1 protein-coding gene is annotated in these 18,781 nt (G+C 74.0%); it reads right to left on the bottom strand.

Annotation, left to right across the window (positions count from 1 at the left end):
- Positions 1-117 precede the first annotated feature (117 nt).
- Positions 118-18,756, bottom strand: a complete 18,639-nt coding sequence (locus tag ABZ899_RS25825) for a hypothetical protein (RefSeq protein WP_361350390.1) — start codon at positions 18,754-18,756, stop codon at positions 118-120.
- Positions 18,757-18,781: the final 25 nt, after the last annotated feature.

Below are 18,781 nucleotides of genomic sequence, written 5' to 3' on the forward strand. Positions count from 1 at the left end.
GGGGAGATCTTGACGGGCCGAACGGGTGGGGCGTCACCCCCGGCTCATACGCCCGAATCCTTGCGGCATCGGCCGCTTTCTCCTGAAACCTCGATCGGGACGCTTCGCTCGGTCAGGTCAGGTCAGGTCGGTCTGCTGGATGCTGTCGCCGCGGTTGTTGATCGCGAGGTAGGTGCCGATGCGCCGGAAGTCGTTGATCACTCCGAACATGCTCTTGTCCGGCGGGACGAGTGCCCGCAGCGGGGAGTCGGCCGGCAACCGGGCGAGGAGCGCCTGCTTGTAGGCGTTGAAGACCTTCGCCGTGTAGCCGGGCTCCGTCGCCGCGCTCATCCGGTGGTCGTTGGTCACCGCGATCGAGGCGAGGTCCATCAGGTAGCAGTCGAGCAGGTCCGTCACGTCGCCGGACCGCGCGCCCTCCGCTCCGGCGACCGCGTCCTGCTCCAGGATCACGGCCATCGACACGACGATGTCCCGGTAGATCCCGTGGCGGGTGCTGCTGGGGAACGCCGCCATGATGTGGTCGGCCTGGCCCGCGCTCTCGGTGTTCATCGTGCGGGGGGTGCGCAGATCGGTCAGGCCGGGTACGGCGAGCGGGACTCCCGCGAACATCTCCTCCTCGTCGGGGATGCTCGTGTTCCGGGAGGCGAGCGGGTGCAGGCCGATCTCGTGGGCCAGCATCCCCATGATGTGGCCGATGCCGTACTTCTCGAAGTAGTAGCTCGCGAGGTTGATCTCGACCCCGGCCTCGCCGCGGTCGATCACATCGGCCGGCGTCTCGGTGGTGCGGACGCGGAGCGTGATGCGGCAGGGGCGGCCGCCGACGTAGTCCCGGATCGTGTCGTGCCTGCGCAGCAGGTCCATGATCCGGACGGCCTTGGCGAGGTACCTGTCGTCCGTGAACCTCAGGTTGGTGAACGCGAAGTTCCCCGAGGAGAACGGCACGTAGGCGGGCTCCGCCGAGGTGTTCGGATCCTGCTGCATCCGCGCCGGGACCCCGTCGGCCGCCGCGGAGTCGACGTCCCGCTCGGGCAGGGAGACCGGGTCCACCCAGACCGACGTGTGCGGCACGGGTACGGCCGCGGCACGGGCCGCGTCCCAGGTCGGCCGGGTGTCCGTCGCCGGGGCAGGGGTGACGTCCCCGATGAGGGCGCCGAGCAGGGCCAGGTGCCGGTCGCGGAGGCCGCCGACGGCGAGTGAGGAGTCCTCGGGGGGCTCGTTCGGAGCACCCAGCAGGCTGCCCGGGACGTGCGGGCGGTGCGGGGACGCCGCGTCGCGGTACTCGTCGCGCAGGCCCAGCTGGTGGGTGAGCTCGTGGACGAACTGGACCGGGTCGGCATCGGCCCACCAGGTGTTCTGGTCCATCGCCCGGTCCCGGCCCACCAGGTCCACGGTCAACTGCGGGCCCTCGGACGGGTCCACGTGCTCGACGGTCACGTGCAGGCGGTCACCGTTCGGCAGACGGTGGGCGGGGGCGTTCAGGAACTCGCGCACCCCTGCCGCGAGCCGTTCGCGCACCCGCGTGGCCTGGTCCTCCGATCCCCGGATCGCCAGGCGCACGGTGAGGTCGGTGACCATCTCGCCCTCGTACCGGAATCGCCGTGCGTCGAAGCCGGCCCGCACCACGAACCGCGGACGGCGGTCGCGCGAGCGGGGTGTGACCGCGCGGGTCCGCTGCGGAAGCGGGTCCGTGCCCTGCGGCAGCCGGGGGCGCGCCTCGTCCTCGGTCAAGGGCTGCTGGATGCTGTCGCCGCGGTTGTTCGTCGCCAGGCTGGTGGCGAGCTGGGCGAAGTCGCGTACGACGCCGAACAGTCCCTTGTCGGCGGGCAGCAAGGGGCGGGCGGGGCTGTCCTCCGGCATGTGCTGGGCGAGCAGGGCCTTGTACGCGTTGTAGACCTTGGCGGTGTTGCCGGGCTCCTTGGCGGCGTTCATGCGGTAGTCGCTGGTGATCGCGATGGACGCGACGTCCATGAGGTAGCAGTCGATGAGGTCCGTGACGTCCTTCGCCTTCGCACCCTCCACGCCCGCCCGCGCGGCCCGGGCCAGCATGTCGGCCATCGTCAGGACGATGTCCCGGTAGATCCCGTGGCGCGTGCTGCTGGGGAAAGCCGCCATGATGTGGTCCGCCTGGCCCGCGCCGTCCGTGTTCATCGTGCGCGGAGTCTTCAGATCGGCCAGCCCGGGCACCGGGAGCGGAACGCCGTGGAACATCGCTTCCTCGTCCGGGATGTCCCGGTTGCGGGAGGCGAGCGGGTGGAGACCGATCTCGTGGGCCAGCATCCCCATGACGTAGCCGATGCCGTACTTCTCGAAGTAGTAGCTGGCGAGATTGATCTGCACGCCGTCGTCGCCCAGGTCCCGTACGTCGGCAGGCGTTTGCGTGGTGCGCAGGTGCAGGGTGATGCGGCAGGGGCGCCCGCCGATGTAGTCCCTGATCGTCGGGTGGTCCCCGAGCAGTTCGATGATGCGCACGGCCTTGTCGCGGTACCGCTCGTTCGTGTGCTTCAGGTTGGTGAACTCGAAGTTGCCGGACTTGAAGGGCGTGAGCGTGCCGTCCTGCGGCACGCGGGCGGGGACGCCGGTGCCGGTGTCGGCCGGCCGGGTCCGGGGCAGGGAGACCGGGTCCACCCAGACCGACCGGCGGGGAACCGGTGCGGTGCCGGTACGGGCCGCGTCCCAGGTCCGCTCCTCGTCCTGGGGGTGTGGGCTCGGGGTCACGGGTCCGATGAGCGCGCCGAGCAGGGCCAGGTGCCGTCCTCGGAGGCTGGCAGGGGTGAGGGACGCGTCGTCGGGCCGCTCGTCCAGCGCGCCGAGGAGGCTGCCGGGGATGTGGGGGCGGTGCGGCGAGTCGGCGTCGCGGTACTCGTCGCGCAGGCCCAGCTGATGGGTGAGTTCGTGGACGAACTGGACCGGATCGGCATCCGCCCACCATGTGGTCTGGTCCATCACCCGGTCCCGTCCCGCGAGGTCCACGGTCAGGTGCGGGGAGTCCTCCGGCCGGACGAGTTCGACGGTGACGTGCAGCCGGTCGCCGTTGGGGAGCCGGTGCCCGGGGTTGTTCAGGAACTCGTGCACGCCCGCGGTGAGCCGGTCGTACACCTGGGCCGCCTGTGCGTCGGTGCCGCGCAGCGCGACGCGGACGGTGAGGTCGGTGACCGGTTCGCCGTCGTAGGAGAAGCGGCGGGCGTCGAAGCCGGAACGCACCACGAAGCGGGGGCGGTTGTCGCGCCGCGGCTGTGGTGTACCGGACGGCCGCAGGGCCGTGCCGGTGCCTGCCTGAGGAAGGCGCGGGCGGGCTTCGTCGGCGGTGGCGGTGGCCTCGGCGGTGGCGGTGGCGGTGGCGGTGGCGGTCTGGATGCTGTCGCCCTGGTTGTTGAACGTGAAGCTGGTGCCGAGACCGAGGAAGTTGCCGGTGACGTTGTACCAGCTCTTGTTCGCGGGCAGCAGCGGCCGGACGGGGCTGTCGTCGGGCAGCTGCGCGACGAACATCTCCTTGTAGGCGTTGTAGACCTTCGCCGTGTAGCGGGGCTCCCAGGCCGCGTCCTTGCGGCGGTCGTTGGTGACCGCGATGGTCGCCAGGTCCATGAGGTAGGTGTCGATCAGATCGGTGACGTCCTTGGCCTGCGCACCCTCCTCCCCCGCCTGGACGTCCTGGGCCAGCACGCCCGCCATCCTCACGACGATGTCGCGGTAGATGCGGTGGCGGGTGCTGCTGGGGAACGCCGCCATGATGTGGTCCGCCTGGCCGGCGCCCTCGGTGCTCATGGTGCGCGGTGTCTTCACATCGGTCAGGCCGGGTACGGCGAGCGGCACGCCCGCGAACATCTCCTCCTCGTCGGGGATGCTCGTGTTCCGGGAGGCGAGCGGGTGCAGGCCGATCTCGTGGGCCAGCATCCCCATGATGTGGCCGATGCCGTACTTCTCGAAGTAGTAGCTCGCGAGGCTGATGTCGACCCCGGCCTCGCCGCGGTCGATCACGTCGGCCGGGGTCTGCGTGGTGCGCAGATGCAGGGTGATGCGGCAGGGGCGGCCGCCGATGAAGTCCCTGATCGTGTCGTGCCTGCGCAGCAGGTCGATGATGCGGACGGCCTTGTCGCGGTAGGTCTCGTCGGTGTGCTTCAGGTTGGTGAACTCGTAGGTGCCCGACCGGAAGGGGGTGAGGGTCGCGTCCTGCGGCATGCGCGCCGGGACCTCCGCCGGACCGGTCCGGGGCAGGGAGACGGGGTCAACCCAGACCGACCGCCGGGTGACGGGCGTGGCGGCCGTTCGTGCCGCGTCCCACGTCCGGCTCTCCTGCTGCGGCTGGGGCGTCACCTCGCCGATGAGGGCACTCAGCAGCGCCAGGTGCCGGTCGCGGAGGCCGGCGGGGGTGAGCGAGGCGTCCTCCGGCGGTTCGTCCAGGGCACCGAGGAGGCTGCCCGGGACGTGCGGGCGGTGCGGCGCGTCGGCGTCCCGGTACTCGTCGCGCAGGCCGAGCTGATGGGTGAGCTCGTGGACGAGGTGAGCCGGCGACGCGTCCGCCCACCAGGTCGTCTGGTCCATCGCCCGGTCCCGGCCCGCGAGATCCACGGTGAGGTGGGGTGAGTCGTCGGGGTCCACGTGCTCGACGGTCACGTGCAGCCGGTCCCCGCCCGCCAGCCGGTGCGCGGGGTCGTTGAGCAACTGCCGTACGCCTTGGTCCAGTCGCCGGCGTACCTGCTCGGCCTGGTCCTCGGGGCCCCGGATGGCCAGACGCACCGTGAGGTCGGTGACCGGCTCCCCTCCGTACGAGAAGCGGCGGGCGTCGAAGCCGGACCGCACCACGAAGCGAGGGCGGTGGTCGCGCGGGCCGCGTGGGACCGGCGGGGTGGCGGTGGGCTCGTCCAAACCGGACGACGCGGTCCGCGGCAGCCGCGGGGATGTGCCCGGCGCCGGGGAGTCGGGCAGGTCGTCGGTGTCCATGGCCTCGTCGCCGGACTCGTACTCGGACGAGGACCCGGCGGGGTACTGCTCGTGCGTCCCCTCGGTCCGCTCGCCCTGGAGTACGCCGCCCTGGTCGAGGTAGGCGCCGATGTCCTCCGCGTTGTCCCTGATGTGCCGCACCAGGTGCGGCCGTTCCCGCATCCACTGGGGCATGCGCCAGCCGGGGAAGAAGATGCCGTGGGTCCCGGACGCCTGGACGCGGTGGCCGAGCGGGCGTCCGATGTGCTCGTTGACCGCCTGGTAGGCGAGGTCGCAGGCGGCGCAGGCCATCTTGAACCCGCCCAGCGGCAGGGTCCGGGGCGCGTTCGGGTCGCCGGGGTTGTTCTCCCAGTGGGCGACCCAGTGCCCGAGGAGGGTGAGTTCACCGTGCTCGGAGCCGTGTTCCCCGGGTGCCGGGGTCCCGTCCCGGCCCGCCACGTTGAGGATGCGCGGGTTCGCCAACGCCCGCTTGACGAGGTCGAGTTCGGGTGAGTCAGGATGGTAGAGGCGGTACCAGCCGGTGGCCAGTGCGCGCAGCTTCGTACGGTCCCGGACGTCCCGCGCGACACCGGGTCGCCGTCGCGCCAGCCACCGTTCGTCGCCCCGCCACTGCTGCCGCTCCGCCCTCAGACGCCGCTGCTCCTGCTCGGCGGCCGTCTCGTCCGCCAGGAGCGTGTTCCACTGCTGCTCCAGGGTGGCGTCCCACTCCCCCGTTTCGTACTGCTCCTCCAGCCGCGTCCGCAGGCCCGCCTGTGCGGCGGTCCGGTCGGCGAGGTCCCGCTCCTCCTGGTCGAGCCGGGCAGCCCACTGCCGGTGGGTCTCCTCGTCCCTGGACCATTGCTCGAGCTCCCGCACCCGCTGGGTGCCGCCCGGTTCCTGTCCGGTGACGAACCAGCTCAGTTCCTGTTCGACCAGGGCGGCCTCGTCGGCGGTGAGCGCCTTCGCACCGGTGTTGCCGGCGATGCCGAGCGAGCCGTCCGGCAGCACGGTGACGGCGATATGCGGGGTGACCTGGGCGTCGGCCTGGCGGTCCGGTTTGCGGAGCACGTCCTTCACCAGGCGGGCGACCCGGTCCAGCATCCGCAGCGTCACCTGGCGGTCCCGCTCGGACGTGCCGGGCGGCCTCGTCTGCGTGAAGGGAACCCCGATCCCGAGGCCGAGCGCCTCCCGCAGCTCCTCGTACTCCTCGGACGACAGCCTGCCGGCCTGCTCCACCTGGTCCAGGGCCTCGGGCACACCGATCCCCGTGTGCTCGGTGAACGCGCTGTCGAACGCCACGTCCGGGAGGCCGCCGAGTCGTGCGTTGCGCCGCCGGACCACGTCCAGCAGGGCGTCCGCCCGCAGTTCGGGCTCCTCCAGCAGGGTGGCGAACTCGAGCGCGAACGGGTGCTCCGGGTCCGTCTCGACGGCCTCCCGCTCGCTGTCGGAGCCGGAGTCGAGGTCCATCTCGACGTCCGAGTCCGCTTCCGCGTCGGTCGCCCCGCCCGCCCCCGACAGTGTGTGGAGCTCGTACGCCTCCTCCTCGCCGGGCAGGCCCGGGAGGTCACCGCCGGTCCGGGACGGGGACGACGGGACGGCGGCCGGGTCCCTGTCCGGGTCCGGTACCGCGGGGCTCGGCGCGGGTGCCGGGGTGCGCGGGAGCAGCGGGACGAAGTCGCCGCCGCGACGCCGGAGTCGAAGGTGCGGGCCTGCTTCGCCGGACGGGCCGGGGTAGGTGTGGGCGGTGCCGTTCTCCTCGACGAGGGTGACGGTGGTGCCCGTCGCCGCGGCGGCCCACTCGGCCACCGCGCGGTCGGCCCCCGGGCCCCAGGGAGCCTCGGCGAGATGGCGGCGCAGGTGGCCGTCGCGGGCGTGCCGGCTCGGCGCGGGCGCGCCCGGGCGGACGACGAGGGGCGGCGGTGCGAAGAGCGTGTCGCGCTCGGCGCGGGGGCCGGGCAGGCCGTTCAGGCGCATCAGCTGGGCGGGCGGCATGTCGGCGCGCCGGCGCAGTCGTCCCGCTTCGTGGTGGTCCAGGCCGGGCTGTCGGGACGCGTGGTGCAGGGCGGTGGAGAGCGCGGCGAAGAAGCCGTTGCCACGGCCGGTGGGTGTGCCCTGGGCGTAGGTGGCGCCGTCCGGTGCGGTGAGGACGCCGTCGCGGTCGAGACGGTAGCGCGGGCCGGTGCTGTCGGCCGGCGGGTGCCAGGGCGGGGTGGCGTGGCTGCGGTGCGCCGGGGCGGGGTCCGGGGTTCCGTCGTCCGGGGCGGTGCCCGAGGTGGTCGCCGTCGCCGGCAGCGCGGTGGCGACCGGGGCCGGGGTTCCGGGCGGGAGGGCGGCGTGGAAGTAGCCGCCGGCGGCGAGGAGGACGGGATCGGTGGCGGGGTCGACGGCTGCCGGGTCGGTGCCGTGCGGGAGGAAGCGCTGTTCGCGGCCTTCGCCGGTCACGACGGTCAGCGGGGTGCCGAGGAGCCGGGCGGCGAGGGCGGGCAGCAGGTCGGCGCCGCCGTGGTCGCCGGCGCGGCGTTCGGGCGGGGCGGGGTGTGCGGTGTCCGCGGTACCGCCCTGCGGCGGCTCGCTGGTGAAGGGCCGGAGCAGGGCGGCGGTGGCGAGCGCCACCCGTTGCCCCGGGGTCGGCCAGAGTGTCTGCGGGAGGCGGCCGAACGCGTCGAACTCGGCCTGCTGGGCGGGGGTCAGCCGCACGCCCGCGAAGTCGAGTTCGTCCTGGGTGAAGGTGTCCGCGGCGTCGAGGGCGAGGGTGTCGAGCAGGTCCTCGTTGCGGCTCTCGCCCAGTTCCCAGGCGAGGCGGTTGCGGGCGGCCCGCACGGCTCGCTCGGTGATCGCCGGGTCTCCGGGAGCGGCGCTGAACCGGGCCGCGAGGCCGGTGCCCAGGAGGTGGGGCAGCCGGCCGCGGTCCTGGGCGACGGCGATCAGCGCGTGGAAGAACGAGGCGCCGTCGTGCGGCATGTCGTGCACCTCGCGCACCAGCGTGCCGTCCGGCGAGGTGAGGGTGCGCGGGGCGGAGTCGGTGGCGTCGGTGATGCGGTACGGCTCGGGCGCCTCGGAGCGCCACGCCGGCTCGGTGTGCTCCTGCGCCCGGTCCGGCACCGGAACGGACGCGCGGCCCTGGTGGTGGGCGGTGAGGCGGGAGGCCGCGAGGTGCAGGCGGTGGTGGTCCGCGGCGGCGGAGTCGGTGTGCGCCTGCCAGCGGCGGACCTCCTCACGGGCCGCCTGCCAGGCGGCGACGGCCGGCGACTGGGCCATGGCCTGCGGCAGGACGGTCGGCCGGTCGGGGTCGTCGTCGCCGAGTGCCGCCTGCTCCTGCGGGGTCAGGCCGAGCCAGGTCTCACGGGCCCGGGCCCGGGCGTCGTAGTAGCCCTTCTCCGCCGCGGCGAGGTCGCCGGCCGCCTTGGCCATGGCGTCCCAGGCCGCGCCGACCTCGTCGGGGAACGTGGTGTCGTCCAGGAGGCCGTAGTCGCGGGCGATGTCCTCGCGCAGCCAGACCAGGGCGGTGGTCTCGGCCTCGGCGGCGCGTGGGCCGCGCTTGGCCTTGCCGAGCGCTCGCAGCGGGCGGCTGTCGGTGAAGTGGTGGTCGACCTCGGCCACGGTCAGCCAGCTCACGGGAATCGCGAAGAGCATGCTGCGGTCGGTGACGACCTTCAAATGGGTGCCGAGGGTGGTGTCGACGGTGCCCTTCAGGGCGGTGCCGTCGTTCGCGCCGCCGACGGGGACCGAGGCGCCCGGGTTGGTGAGGCCCGCGTTGCTGTTGCCCGCGAGCGGCGAGGTGCCGACCATTCCCTCGACGTTGTCGGTGATGCCGGCCTCCAGTGCGTCGGAGGTCTTCGAGCGCTGCATGGCCTCCATGCGCGGCTTGTTCTCGACGGCGAGGAGCCGGGCGCCGGTGCGGTGCATCTTCGCGTAGAGGCGGGAGCCGGCGGTGTGGGACTGGCCGAAGAGGCGGGCGGACGCCTGGGCGGGGAGCTGTGAACCGTTCACGCCGAGGGCTTCCCGGAAGCCCGAGGTGAGGCCGACCTGGGTGGTGGCCTCCTGCTGGGCCTGCGCGGGGGCGGTGCCGAGGCCGGTGAGCGGGGTGAGGCGCGCCATGCGCACGCGTTCGGTGAGGACGTCGCCGGTGTGGCGGCGGCCGAGGTCGCCGTCGCCGAGGCCGTCGGCGCGGGCGGTGGCGAGGGTCAGGGCGTCCTGCACGTTGGCCGCGCCCCGGATGTCCACGGCGAGGATGCCGGAGCCTATGCGGTCGTCGAAGGGCAGCACGTCCGGGTCGGCCCGGCCGGTGCCGTCGTCGCCGGTGCGCCAGGCGGCGACGCCCTGCGGGCGGGCCTGTTCGGCGGTCAGCATGGTCACGGCGCGCTCGGGTTCGGGCACGTCCTCCTCGGTGAGCACGCCGTCGGTGCCGTCGTCGGTGGGGGTGAGCAGACCGGCCGGGACGATCTCGTTCAGGGTGCCGATCGATGCCACGGCGCGCGGGGACAGGCGCTCGCCGGTCGCGTCGGTCATGGTGACGGTCAGGATGTAGCTGGTGGCGATCTCGGCGTGCGCCTGGGTGGTGGCGATGTTCGGCATCGAGGTGCTGCCGGTGGTCTCGGTCCGGGTGCCGGCCCGCTGTTTGGCCGCGGTGCCCTGGAGCGAGGGGTTGGCGAGGAGGACTCCGCTCTCCGCCGCGCGCTGCCCCGTGGCGAGGGTGACGTCGGCGCCGCGATCCTGGGAGGAGCTGCCGGAGTTGTCGCGGCTGGTGGTGCGGTAGTCCTCCAACTCGAAGCCGGTGCGCAGCCGTTCGACGGTGGTGGTGCGCGGGGTCAGCGTGAACCGGACCTGTGCCGGGCTGCCGCCGACCGGCAGACGGCTGGGGTTGCGCCAGGTGCGGTGGCGCACCGGCAGGGTCATTCCGTCGGTCGTCAGCTCGTGCAGATGGGCGCGCAGGAAGTCCGGTGAGAGCCGCTGGAGGACCTGTTCCCGGTCGTGCGAGGGAACGCCGATCCTCGTCATCCGCTCCATGAGCTGCCGGGCGGCACGACTGGCGTCGAGCCGGCCGCTGGGGTGGCCGGGGAAGCGGCGGCCGCGCAGGAAGGGGGGCACGCGGTAGCCGCGGCCGAGGTTGCGCGGGGTGGTGGTGCCCAGGCCGTCCGGGGCGAGCCCGGCCTCGATGACGTCCTGCATGGGCAGATGGAACATCACCGCGTCGCGCACCCGTTGCAGTGCGGCGGCGGCGCGGCGCGGGGCGAGTGCGCGCCCGAGGCGCCCGGACAGGCGTCCGGCGGCGGAGCTGATCGCGGTGCCAGCGCGGGTGCCCACGGTGCCCATCGCCGCCGTCCAGCGGTCCCGTACGGCGATGGTCTCGGTGGCGTCGGCGACCACCAGGTACATCCGGCCCGCGTAGGTGAGGGTCGTGTTCCGTCCCCGGGTGAGGGTCTGCGCGACGCTGCGGCCCTTGCCCCAGGCGTACTGGAGTGCGGTCGAGTAGGAGCCGACGACGGCCGGTCCGCCGGGGGCCTGCTGGAGCGGCATGTCGGCGCCCTGGACGCCGAGAGTGGTGTGCGACACGGTGCTCGCGCTGCCGGCCACGCGGTGCTCGTTGCCGATGGTCGCTTCGAGGCTGGCCGCCTTGGGGTCGCTCTTGACCCGCAGGTTGTCCAGTTCGCCGCGGACGGCGGCCTTCAGGTAGTGCGTCTGGAGCGGTCCGGCGCCGTTGAGCCCGGTGATACGGGAGCCGAACGGGCCAAGATACTGGCCGAGTTGACCGGCCACGTGGAGGTCGGCCATGGCCCGCCGCAGTGCGCTGCGCACCGGCGCGCCGGGCGCGCTGACATGCCAGGAGGTGCCGGAGGCACGCTCGGCCGTGTCCTGCATCAACTGCTGGCGCCGCGCGCCGCCCTCGGTGCTGAGCACCACGTGCGGGGCGCGCAGCAGCCTGCGGACGAGCCGTTGCGCCGCCGTGTCCGTGCTCGGCAACGGGCGGGTGCCGTCGAGGAGTTCGTCGGCCTCGACGGCGGAGAGCCGTACGGGTGCGGCGGCCGGCGCCGGTCCGGCGGGTGGCGGGTCGGCGGGTGCGAAGCGGTCGGAGCCGTGCGCGGCGGGCACGGCGAGCTCCACGCGCCCCACGGTCTCGCTGCCCCGGTGGAACAGCGGGCGCTCCTCGACCTTGCTGACGAAGACACCGGCGCCGAGGAGGCCCAGCGAGACGAGTCGGGCCCAGCCGCGCGGGCGCCGGTGGCCTTCGAAGGAGGCGCCCAGTTCCACCTGGTAGCTGTAGAGGTCCGCGCCGTTCTGGAACGTCAGGTGGTCGTGGGTGACCGCGGCGGTGCTGCGGGTGCCCTTCTGTTCGGTCCTGGCGTAGCGGGCGCCCACGGACACGTTGCCGGTCCGGCGCGGCAGCCCCGCCTCGGGCACCTTGTCGTGGTCGCGCGGGGATACGCCCACCTCGAGGCCGGCGGACAGGGTGGTGGACGCCTGCTGCCCCTGCCCGGACACCTCGGTGCCGATCACCGCGCTGCGCAGCGAGCGTTCGCTCATGGTGGTCTCGAAGCGGCGGTCGGTGAGTCTCGCCCGCAGGATCAGCGTGTGGTGGCCGCGGCGCACCTTGCCGTCCTCGGTGAGGGTGACCGGCACGCCGGTGCTGGTCAGGTCGTCCAGACTCTGCGCCAGGGTGGGCCGGTTGAGCGCCTCGCGGACCTGCCGGTCGTTGTGCAGCGCGGTCCGCATCCTGCCGTCGCCGTACCAGAAGCGCGCCAGCCGCGGGTGCCGCAGCATCGACGGCGGGACGAAGAGGGACGGGTAGGAGCGGTGCAGCGTGTCGAGGACGGTGTCCGCGAAGACGCGCAGCGGGTGCTGGGCGGCAGAGGGCCCGGCGTGGTTCTGGGGCTGGTTCGCCGGCTGATTCCGTCCGCCGGTCGTCACGGCGTCGCCCGCGCGGTCGGGGCGGAAGCCCTCGGCGCGGACCTGACCGCCGAGGTGTACCGGGTCCTCCCGGGTGAGGTACCAGGGCACCGGCGGCTCGGCGTCCGGGTGGGGGCCGGTCCGTCCGGGCGTGCGGCTGTCCCAGCCGGCGAGCCGGCGTGCGTCCTGGGTGGAGATCCAGTCCAGGCTGACCACACGCACCGGACGCGCCGCGGACGGCGGCTCGCCGGCCGTGCGCACCAGGAGGGTGCGCTCCACCCGGTAGAGCGCGACCGGGTGGTTGCGCAGCCGTCCGGTCGTCTTGCGGGCCGCGTCGGTGCCGAGGTGGTGGCCGCGCCCGGAGCTGAGGTCCGCGCGGACCAGCGGCCCGCCCTGGAGGCGTACGTCGGTCTCCGGGCCGACGAGGGTGTGGTTGGGGCCCGCGGTGATCTGGATGCCGAAGCGGGTGTCGCGGACGTGACCGCGCTCGTTCTGGTACGTGGTCTGCGTGAGGTCGCGCAGCTCCGCCTTGACCGACTCGGCGACCAGGGTGGCACGGTGCGGGATCGACCGCTCGACGACGAGGTGCCCCAGCGGACGCAACGCGCTCCCCCGGGTCAGCTCGGGTCCGCTGACCGGCCCGGCGAACCGCCCGAACAGGGCGAGCAACCGTCCCGGACGGACGTACGAGACGAGGGTGCGGTGCGCCGAACTGCCGGGCCGGGCACCGGACAGGGCGAGCGCGACGTCCTCGGGCGGGTCCACCAGGTGCAGTCCGGTGGTGTCCGTCATCCGCGGCTCGGTCCCGTCCGGGAAGGTGAGCGTCCGCGGGGCCCGGCGGGGTCCGGTGAACGGCACGGTGAGGTCGTCGGGCAGGCGCCAGCTCAGACCGTCCCGCATGGCGAAGTGCGCGGTGTGCACCTGGCTGCGCCGCCAGTTCGGTCCCGTCGCGGGCGAGGTGGCCGGGCCCGGGGCCTTCGGTCCCTCGGTGACGCGCTCCACCCGTACCCGGTAGTGGACGTCGTCCAGGTGCAGGTGCGAGCCCTCGTGGGCGCGGTGCTCGGTCTGGTCGTACGCCTGGGTTCCCAGGGAGTAGTCGGTGCGGCGGGTCCAGCCCAGCGAGACGCCGATCTTCAGCAGCCAGTTGAGCGGCGGGCCCATGCTCAACGCGGCGGCGATCCGGCGTCCGTGGCCGACGCTGCGCCCGCCACCCGTACCGGCCTGGCCACGCCGCATGGTGTCCACGCGCGTGGTGCCGCCGTGCACGTCGGAGAAGCGCTCCCAGCGGTGGTACGGGATGGCCTCGACGGTCATCTCGTGGCCGACGCCGGACTTCTCCCGGCCCACGAGGCGTGCGCCGCGCGGGGCGGTGAAGGCGCCGGGCTGGTCGGTCAGCAGGCGCAGCAGTTCCGCCTCGTCGAACTGGTCGCGCAGGTTCTTCGGCAACTGCCCGAGGATCTCCTCGGCGACCTGCTCGGGCGAACGCAGGGTCAGCACGCCGGGGCCCGCGAAGAGACCGGTCGGCCGGCTCGGGCGGGTGGCGTCCGCACGGGACGCCGGGCCGCCACCGTCCGGGCCGGGGTCGGCGCCCGGGTCGATGAGGACGGTCGGCAGCCGGCTGCCGTCCTCGAAGGTGACGGTGCGGGGCGGCGGGCCCGGCGGGCGGGCGTCCGGGCCGGTGAGCAGGCGGGCCGGGCGGTGCCGTTCGAGCTGTGTCTCCAGCGGCACCGGGTCGCCCCGGTCGGGGGTCTCGGTGGCGGGGCTGTCGAGGTCGGTGACCCCGCCCATGCCGCGCAGCCACGCGGCGAAGGGGTCGTCGCCGTCCGTCTCGCCGGTGGCCGGGACCTCGGGCGTCGCGCCGGTGCCGGGCACGGGGCCGAGCGGCGCGGTGGCCGGGACCAGGGCGTCGTAGTGGTCGGTGCCGTTGTAGGCCAGGTGCAGGGTGCCGCCACGGCCGCCCGGATGGAGGGGGGTGACGAGGGTGGTGGCCGGTGCGTGCGGGTCGGCCTGGACGAGGCGCAGGTCGAGGTCGAGGGTGTGGGCCAGCGCCTGCGGGAGCACGTCGGCGAAGGGAGAGGCCCACAGCCCGGCGTGTTCGGCCGCCGCCGCGACGAGTCCTTCGGTGCCGAGCCGTCGTGCGTCGTCCGGGGTGGGCGCGATCTGGGCGAGTTGCGGGTAGCCGCTGTCCCTGAGGATGCGCCGCCACCGCCGGGCGTCGCCGTCCTCGACGACGGCCTGCGCGATGCCGTTCCAGCGCTGGGTGATCCTGCGCTGCGCGTCGGGGTCGCGTACCCCGGCGAGCGCGGTCATGCGCAGGTCGTCCACCACGGCGAGCACCGGGTCCGGGGTGGCCTCGGCCGCCGCGGCGGCCAGTTCGGAACCGGCGATCCGGTCACGCAGCAGGCCGCGCAGCCCGGCGACGTCGCGCGCCGCCCACGGGGGTGGGACGTCCTGGCTGCGCGCGCTGTCGAGCAGCGCCCGGAACAGGCAGTTCCCGCCGCCCGGTGTGTCAAGCCGCCTGAAGGCCCGGCCGTCCGCCCGCACGTGCTCCGCGCTCGTGGCGTCCTTGCTGAACAGGGTCAGGTCCTCGGCGAGGCTCTCCGGGCGGCTCGGCGCCGGAGCGAGGTCGGGCCTGCGCCGGGCGAGTTCGGCGGTGTCCTCGGCGCTCAGGGCCAGCTCGGACAGCGGCAGCGGAGTGCCGGAGAGCGACCAGGTGATCCGCGCGGACGGCGCGTAGGCCAGTCCGCGCACGTCGTCCGGGGAGACTTGGGTGTCCGGCGGCAGCGCGGGAGGCGGCGGGGGCAGCAGGGCGTCGAGGGTCGTTTCCGGTCCGGCGGTGCCGCGCAGCTCGGCCGCGGCGCGCAGGAAGTCCGTGTACTGGTCCGTCGTCGGTCCGGTCGCCGGGTCGACCGCGACGCCGGGCCGGTCGCCGACCATCCGGCGCAGCAGGTCCGGTGTCATCCGGCCGTCGCCGTAGCGGGCCGCGGTGTCGGGGTTCAGCCAGCGCAGACCGTCCACGTACGCCAGTGCCGCGAGCAACTCCCGGTTCTCCGGCCGCTGTTCGGCGTCCGGACCGAGGGCGTCGCGCAGGGTGCGGATCTGCTGGAGGGTACGGGCCCGGGCGAAGGCGTCGGCGGGACCGGGGCCCGAGTGCAGACCGGCGTCGCGGGCGAGAGCGTCCAGGTCGGCGCCGCCGGGCTCCGGGGTGAACAGGCGCCAGCGTCCCGGCCCGTCCGAGCCTTCGGTGAGCACCGCACGGACGGCGCCGTTCCCGTCCCGGGCCGTGCCCACCTCGGTGGTCGGCGCGTACACGGGCCGTCCGGTGCGGTTCGCCACGTGCTGGGCCACCGGCAGCCCCGCCACCTGCGGCTGCCGTCCGGTCTCGCAGGAGAACAGCACGAGGGGCCGCGACCGGTCACCGTCCCGCGCCCAGGACCGGAGCACCTCCCCGAGCTGCACACCGCTGACCTTCACGGCGGGGCGTGCGGCGTCGTCGGTGCCGAGTGTGACGGTACGCGGGGTGCCGTGCCCCACGAAGTAGTCGGCGCCCTCGTCGGTGCCCGCGCCGGGCAGGGCGGTCGGTGGGCCGGTGAACACCGTGCGGGTCGGACCGGACGGGGTCGGACCCGACGTGGTGCGCACCCCGCGGAAGGTGTCCAGGTCGAGCAGCGCCCGACGGCCCGTGCCGCGCGGCGTCCCGTCGTCGGCGGGGTCCTGCGAGACGGTCAGCGTCCGTACGGCACGTCCCGGTCGCGGTTTCGCGGCGGTCTCCGACACCCAGCGGCGCAGCTGGGCGAGCGGGACCGTGTGGCCGTCCAGGGTGGTGACCACGGCTTCACGGGCCGGGGTGCCGCCGTCGTCGGTGGCCTCCGCGTGTCCGGCGCCTTCCGCGGGCCGCACGATGACGCGTCCTCCCGGTGGCGGGGCCGCGGATGTGTCCGGTGTCGTGAGTGGAGGCGGGGGCGGGGTGCCTCCGGCGCCGGGGCCGCGTCCGCCACCGGGGCCGGGTGCGTCACCGCCGATTCCGTCGCTCTGCCCCGACTCCAGGTGCAGGTCGGTGACCGTGTCCGTCCAGGGGCGGGACAAGGTGGCGAACTTGGCCGCGGCGGGGACACCGGCAACGCCGCCGGGATCGAGGGTGGTTCCCGTGCCGCGCGGAGGCGTGGAGGACTCCGTGAGCACCTTCTCGGGGGGTGGAGCGGTGGTGGTGCTCACCGGGCCGCTGCTGTCGGTCGTGGCGGTCGTGGCGGTGCTCTGGGTGGCGGGGCGGGGTACCGGGCCGAGCGCGTCGGCGAGCGGCAGGAGGACGTCGGCTGCGGGAAAGGCCGTCTCCGTGGTGACCGCGCTCGCGGTGCGGCCGTCCGGCGTCGGCGGGGAGCTCGTGAGCGGACGGACGCGGACCGGAGCGCCCGGCCCCTCCCGCGTCAGCTCGACAGCGGTGCGGGTCGGCCGCCCCGCTCCGTCGGGCGTGACCGCCGGCCCCAGTACCACGGCGCGGTCGGCCCCGGCGCGGTTCAACAGACCGGCCGCCTCCGGCGAACCCGCCCCGGGCGGCGGCACCTCCGAGACGACGATCGTCACCGGCGGAGCCTGGGACACGTCGCCGGTGCCGGCGTAGGACCCGGTGGTGCTCACCTTCGGCGGGACGCCGGCGACGTCGGCGTCCGGGGTCAGGAGGTGATCGGAGGAAGAGGGCGGCCCGGCCGGGAACGCGACCTCAAGGGAGGAGGCGCTCTCCGGGGAGACGGTGCTGACCGGGACGGACGTCGTCTCCCCGGAGGCGGAGATATCCGAGGTCACGGCGGAGACGGAGGTTTCCGAGGTCACGGAGGGCCGTGCGGAGCCGTCCTGCGCGTGGTGCGGGCCGTCCTGCACCGCCGTGCTGTCCTGAGTGGCGCTTTGACCGTCCGACACCGTCGTTGTGTCCGAGGTGCGCGCGCCCTGGGACTGGGAGCCGGAGGGAGTCTGAGGGCCGGGGGCGGTCTGGGAGCCGGGGGCGGTCTGGGTGCCTCCTGCCGCGGGCGCACCACCGGGCCGGGCGCCACCGGTGCCTGGAGCGGGCGCCTGCTGGGAGCCGTTGGACGCGACGGGGCTGCCGCCGGCCCGGCCCGGCACCTCCTGCCCGGCCGGACCGTCGGCGTCACTCTGGACAGTCCCGTTCGAACCGCGGTTGACGTCGATGCCCGGCGACCCCGTCCCGCCGACCGCGTCCTCCACCGTCGTCGCCGTGCCGAAGCCGTCCAGGGCCCGCCGGACCTCGTCGGCGGCGACCTGGACCGCGGGCCCCTCCCCGAGGGGCACCACCCGGACCTCGGGCACCTGCGAGAGGGCACCGTGGAGGGTGTCGCGGACGTCGATCTCCGTGCTGCCGGGCGGTTGGGCGCCGCGCAGGGCGGCGATCTCGTGCAGGGCCTGTTCGCGGACGTCGGCGGGGCCGTTGTGGACCTGCTGCCACAGGGCGTTCTCGGCGGCCGTCGTGGGCAGCGGGCCCGGGGAGTACGCCGGGGGGTTCTGGGCGGCGTAGGGCGGAGGGTCCACGCTCGTGTACGGCGGCGGGCCGTCCGCGGTGCGGACCGGCGGGGGCGTGCGCGTGGAGCCGCTGTCGCCGGTGAGGTCCGTGTCCGGGGCGCCGCCGGCAGGGCCCGGCCCGTCACCGTCCCGGGTGCCGGAGGAGTCGGCGGTGCCCCGGGTGCCGGTGTCCCGGGTGTCGCCGTCGCCGGTGGAGACGGTGGGCGGCTGATGACGCAACTTGTCGATGACGTGGCGCAGTTCGGCACCGCTGTTGAGGGCGGTGTCGGTGAGCGTGGCCTCGACCTGGCTGCTGATGCCCGCGCCGACGAAGGTGGACCAGCTGGTGGACCAGTCGCCGTCGAAGGCGCCCTTGATCAGGATCTCCGCGAGCGCCTCACCGGCGCCGGCCGCCAGGAAGTCGGACGTGCCCTTGATGCCGTAGTGACCGGCCAGTGCGCCGGGACGGTCGGCGTTGTTGCGCAGGATCTGGCTGTTGCGCCACAGGTTCGGGTTGTTCCGGAAGGAGAGCGGGTCGTTGTTCCGGAAGGTCAGTGGTGGGGTGTGCGGGACGCCCGGGCCGTTCGCCTTCGGGCCGGGGTCCGGCCGGTCCTTCGGGGTGGGTCCGGGGCCGGGGTCCGGCTTGGGGCCGGGGCGGTGGTTCCCGAACTCGGGTTTCGGGGTGTTCCTGAGGTTGGGGTTGGGCTTGAAGTCGAGGTCGGACCCGTGCTTGAGGAAGGTGTTGTCGTAACTCTTGACGATCTTCTTCGCGATGTCGTCGAAGATGCTGGTGAGGAAGCCCGCGGCAGCACCGAACGCGGCGGACTTCAGGATGTCCTTCCAGTCGAAGCCGTCGGGGCGGCGGCCGTCCGGAGCGAAGTTCATCATCGCCAGCCGCACCGCGAAGGTGGTGAACGCCTCGGCGAACGCCTCTGTCAGCGAGGGCGCCAGGTGCAGCCGCTGGAGCAGGTGGCTAAGCGTGGTGAGGATGAGGAAGCGGCTGCGCAGCTTGGCCATCATGATCTGGCTGGCCGAGGCGCCGCCGGTGAAGAAGGACATCGCCAGGTAGATGGCGATCTCGATGAGCAGCCGGATGACCTCGGCGATGACCTGCCATTTGGACTCCATGATGTCCATGGAGGTCTTGCGCCGGCCCTCGGCGATCTTGTCGAGTTGTTCGGCGAACTCGCGCAGGTAGTTCTTGCCGCCGTCGTCGATGAGCATGCCCATCGCCTGGGCGTACGACTTGGACAGGTCGTCCGGCATCACCTCGGCGATGTCGTGGATGGACTTGTCGATCAGCGAGGACAGCCGGTCCACCTTGCGGCCCAGGCCGGAGTAGGGCCGCCGGCTCTCGTAGGCGAGGTCCTCGTCGGCGTCGATCAGCTTCTCCCCGGTGAGGATGAAGATCATCGCGTTGACCTCGGGCGATGCCTTGATGCTCATGGGCCGCCGTCCCGGAGGCAGGACG

The sequence above is a fragment of the Streptomyces sp. NPDC046859 genome, assembly GCF_040645135.1.
GTDB lineage: Bacteria > Actinomycetota > Actinomycetes > Streptomycetales > Streptomycetaceae > Streptomyces.

Coding starts and splice junctions, on each gene's coding strand:
- ABZ899_RS25825 (WP_361350390.1), bottom strand. CDS start 18,756: ATGAGCATCAAGGCATCGCCCGAGGTCAACGCGATGATCTTCATCCTC.